This window comes from Flavobacterium tibetense (genome assembly GCF_003293845.1).
Taxonomy (GTDB): Bacteria; Bacteroidota; Bacteroidia; order Flavobacteriales; family Flavobacteriaceae; genus Flavobacterium; species Flavobacterium tibetense.
Window position 1 is genome coordinate 1 of sequence record NZ_QLST01000029.1, and the last position, 5097, is coordinate 5097.

The window sequence follows — 5097 nt, forward strand, 5'->3', positions numbered from 1 at the left end:
ATTAATGTTTATGCCTGAGTTGTTATTGAAAATAAGCACCTCATTATTGGTAATATCATCCTCATTGGATTTGTTTTCTAATTTGTATTTGATGATGAAACGGTTGTTGTTTTCACCAGCATTGTTTGCATGGAAATAGTAGGGAGCTAGTCTTAAATTGTGTGTGAAATTTAATTCTAAATCTTCTACATAAATTTCTTGATTTTCTTCTAGAAGACCATCTGCAGCTGCTATTGCCAAGGTATAACTACCTGGTGCTGGTACGTTAAAACCGATTTTCACTTTGTCTTTGTCATCGAATGGAACAGGGCGTCCTTGAATGGTCATTTTATCTGTGCCGATTAATGAGTAGATTTTTAACACACCTGGTTTTACTCCAATAACTGCATCAAAAGTTCTGTCTTTTTCCAAGGTTGCGTTTGTAGTGTACCCAATAAGCGTTCTGTCTGAAATTGCATTCGTATTGCTTATGTCTAACCAAAGTCGGTGACGTTCGTTACTTAGAGTGTTATTTTCATTACGGTTAGCAGTTCTGTAAAATTGGCTATTGTCATACGATCTGCTTCTTAATGAATTGTTGAAGGTTACCGTTTCTGTCGTTGGTGCACCGTCTAACATGTTGACTAAGAAAGATTGGCCACCAGCTATGAAGCCGTTAAAACCTGCTGGTCCGCTTACGGTTCCTAAGGCGTTGTACGTAATATAATCGTTAGGTGTATAATTAGCGGAGAATGAGCCATAAAAAGAGTTTGGTATTGCTGTAGAAACTGGCGTTGCGTGTGTCCATAGTCTTACTGCTCCTTCAATGTTTGTATTTAAGTTAATAAAATCAACTGCATCAATTGAAGAAGGATATGGATTTCCTACTAGATTCCAATTGTCGCTGAATCTTGTAATTGTAGTGCCATTTGTTCCCAGATAATCAGGACCAGTATAAGTACCTCTGTTTATTGCAGGTTGGATTACACCGTTTCTAGGTACACCGATGAAATTTCTAGAGAAAATATTTCTCATGATGTAACCTACACCTGAAAGCATAGGAACGTTTGCGGCTCCAACCCAATTGCCTTCGCCACCGTTACTATTTGGAATATCTGCATCCCAAGTGTAAATAAAGCCAGTAGGAGTGTTTACTGTATTTACTGGAGAAGACCAATACACGTAATCGTTTGTATTTGCAGTAGTATTCCTTTGGTAGGAAATAGTACCAATGTTTACCCCTGCATCATTTACTTGAATTAATGAGCCATCGTCTAGTACGTTAAAAGTGCCATTTACCGTTAGGTTGTTGTTTACTTGGATGTAGTTTAACGCATTAACTGTTACTGTTCTTGAAGGGTATACTTCTAGATTTCCTGTTGCAATTAGGTTGTTTGAAATGCTTGTTGTGAAGTTGTTGTCTATGTCTACATTATAGAAAACTTCTGTACCGAAAGGAGCAACATTGTTGATAATTTGGTCTGTAGTTCCTACGAAACGCACTTTACCGTTACCTTCTTCAAACGCTGTTTCAGTTAGGTTGTTTGTCCAGTTACCGTATAGGTTTATTGTACCATCTTCTGTTGCGTTATTGTTGTCGTCCATATCTAGTACGCCTGTTCCGCCTATAGTAAGGTTGCCAAAAACATCTAATCTGTTGTTTGGATTTGCTTCAATTATTAGTCTACGGTCTGTTATTTCAATATTGTTTGAGATTGCAATATTGCTATAAATAGGAGCGAGTGGCGACGTAATATCAATATTAGCATCTCTAATAGCAAAAGTGTTATTGATGCTTACATCTATTGTGTTATCAGGTACTTGAAGCGTTTGCCAGTTAGCACAATCAAACCAGTCGGTGTTTTTAGAACCTACCCATACACCATCTATGTAAACACCACCTGTTAAAACAGTATATGTTTGACCAACATGCGTTTGCAAGTAGCCTAAACAATTCACTCTATTTGTCCAGTTTGTGGGGTTATTTAATCTTACAATCCAATCGAGTTTTGTTGCTGGAGTAGTGGGACCTGTATATTCAAGAAAGTCAGTTGCAGAACCTGGCATTAAATTGAAGCAATTTAAGCTAATAGGCAGTCCTGATTGTTGGGTACTATTAATGAAAGGATTCCAAGCTGAGTTTGTATTGAATGCATAAATAAATTCACCACCCGCGTATGAGGCATCATGCGCCGCAGCAGGATTTGTCCAAGCACCTCCTTGCATGAAGAACACTTGGTCACCGCCTGAGTTCATTACAAGGTTACCACCAAAACCAGCTACTTTATTAAATGTCCAGTTGTTGTCTGGTGAATTAAATTCTACAAATGGAGTAGTATTTAAAAAGCGGAATGTTATTACTGTACCTGCTGGAATAGTTGCTCCTGTTCTTGTGAAAAAGTAAACTCCTTCTGTGTCTCCCCACAAACCTGCATTCACTCTTTCGTACCCATTATCGGTCATGTAGAATGAATCACCGTTTACAATATCTTTGAACGTGATGAATGAAATTTCGTCATCACCATCTGAGTAGGCACCATTAGGACCAGGAGGGTAGCAATTGATATTTGAATTAAGAGCAATTACAGCAAAATCACCTGGAGTAAACACTGTGCTAGGATTTACTACATTACCGTTACAAGTAACTGATTGAGAAGTAGCGCCTGCACTTGCAAGTGTTATTACTTCGGCATTGTATGCGTTCACAGGTAGCCCTGCAATTAATCTAACGTAAATAGTTGTAGCAGGAACAGTACCCGCAGTTTGTGTAAGTGTAATGCTGTTTGAGAAAGGACCTCCAGCTGCTACAGCTATTTCGTAATTTGTAGGAGCACTTATTGTAATATCATTTGTTAAGTTTGTTCCACTTGCTGTAAAAGTTTGTTCGTTTGAAGGGCCATTTCCTACTACATAGAAAAAACCAGAAAGTGATGCCGGTGTTGCTACTATTGTGGGAGCTGTCCCTAAAAAATCGGTAATTAAAAGGTCATCGATATTTAATCTTCTATTAGTAGTTCCCAGAGCTGTAACTGTTCTAATTCTAACTCTAACATTTCCTGTAATGTTTAATGTTGTAGAAAATGTTTGTACAGTTCCAGTTCCTAAAAAATTAGCCCCGGCTTGAGTCCATGTTGTTCCACCGTCTGTAGAGTACTCCACCATGTGATCCGTTTGACCATCGGTTCCATATCTTCTATAATCAAAAGAAATTACACCTATTCCGTTCGTTTTATCGCTAGTCATTGTTATATCTGAAGCTCCATAGCCTCTAGACCTTAATGAGCGAACTCCATTAAACCAATCAGCTGCCAAAGGTGTTGTTGGAATTATCATTTCAACACCTGTCCAAGTTATGCCGTTTAAATTATGGTTAACAAAACCATAGGCAGAAGCACTAGTTCCATCAGAAACTCCATCGAAATTCACGCTATATTGTCCCCAACTTATTAAGGAGTAAAACAATGTTAATATTAGTAGTTTTATTTTCATACCTATTCTTTTTAGCAACTTTAGTTGCGGTTTATAATAGTTTAATGGCTTGTATTTTTCAATACAACTTCTCCGATTTCTAATTGTTTACTTATTCAAATTTAAGATACGTAATGATTAAACATCTGGTTCACTATTATTAAAATTAATTACAAATTTGTCTGCACTTTTGGTTGAACTTTATTAGTATTTTCCAACTTGAAATATTTAAATAAACATAACAACTCATTTAACTAATAAATATGTTTCTTACTTATTGAATTATTTGTTTTTTTGTTTTTGATCACAATAATTAAAGGTTGGTCATTTTCATGAATGGTATTGATTGTTATCAATTGCTCCGTACTGTTTTGATTTTTGTATAACAGTTTGCCTTGAATGTCGTGAATGGTGATTTCAGCATTTTCAATATTTCCAACATTAATGTTTATGCCTGAGTTGTTATTGAAAATAAGCACCTCATTATTGGTAATATCATCCTCATTGGATTTGTTTTCTAATTTGTATTTGATGATGAAACGGTTGTTGTTTTCACCAGCATTGTTTGCATGGAAATAGTAGGGAGCTAGTCTTAAATTGTGTGTGAAATTTAATTCTAAATCTTCTACATAAATTTCTTGATTTTCTTCTAGAAGACCATCTGCAGCTGCTATTGCCAAGGTATAACTACCTGGTGCTGGTACGTTAAAACCGATTTTCACTTTGTCTTTGTCATCGAATGGAACAGGGCGTCCTTGAATGGTCATTTTATCTGTGCCGATTAATGAGTAGATTTTTAACACACCTGGTTTTACTCCAATAACTGCATCAAAAGTTCTGTCTTTTTCCAAGGTTGCGTTTGTAGTGTACCCAATAAGCGTTCTGTCTGAAATTGCATTCGTATTGCTTATGTCTAACCAAAGTCGGTGACGTTCGTTACTTAGAGTGTTATTTTCATTACGGTTAGCAGTTCTGTAAAATTGGCTATTGTCATACGATCTGCTTCTTAATGAATTGTTGAAGGTTACCGTTTCTGTCGTTGGTGCACCGTCTAACATGTTGACTAAGAAAGATTGGCCACCAGCTATGAAGCCGTTAAAACCTGCTGGTCCGCTTACGGTTCCTAAGGCGTTGTACGTAATATAATCGTTAGGTGTATAATTAGCGGAGAATGAGCCATAAAAAGAGTTTGGTATTGCTGTAGAAACTGGCGTTGCGTGTGTCCATAGTCTTACTGCTCCTTCAATGTTTGTATTTAAGTTAATAAAATCAACTGCATCAATTGAAGAAGGATATGGATTTCCTACTAGATTCCAATTGTCGCTGAATCTTGTAATTGTAGTGCCATTTGTTCCCAGATAATCAGGACCAGTATAAGTACCTCTGTTTATTGCAGGTTGGATTACACCGTTTCTAGGTACACCGATGAAATTTCTAGAGAAAATATTTCTCATGATGTAACCTACACCTGAAAGCATAGGAACGTTTGCGGCTCCAACCCAATTGCCTTCGCCACCGTTACTATTTGGAATATCTGCATCCCAAGTGTAAATAAAGCCAGTAGGAGTGTTTACTGTATTTACTGGAGAAGACCAATACACGTAATCGTTTGTATTTGCAGTAGTATTCCTTTGGTAGGAAATAGTACCA

General features: G+C 37.0%; 2 protein-coding genes. Both read right to left on the bottom strand.

The window, feature by feature from the left end:
- Positions 1-3468 (bottom strand): hypothetical protein (locus DPN68_RS12855; RefSeq protein WP_204673664.1); only part of this gene is annotated, 3468 nt, incomplete at its 3' end.
- 233 nt (positions 3469-3701) lie between these two features.
- Positions 3702-5097, bottom strand: a 1396-nt coding sequence (locus tag DPN68_RS13185) for a hypothetical protein (RefSeq protein WP_113990034.1), incomplete at its 5' end; no start/stop codon positions are given.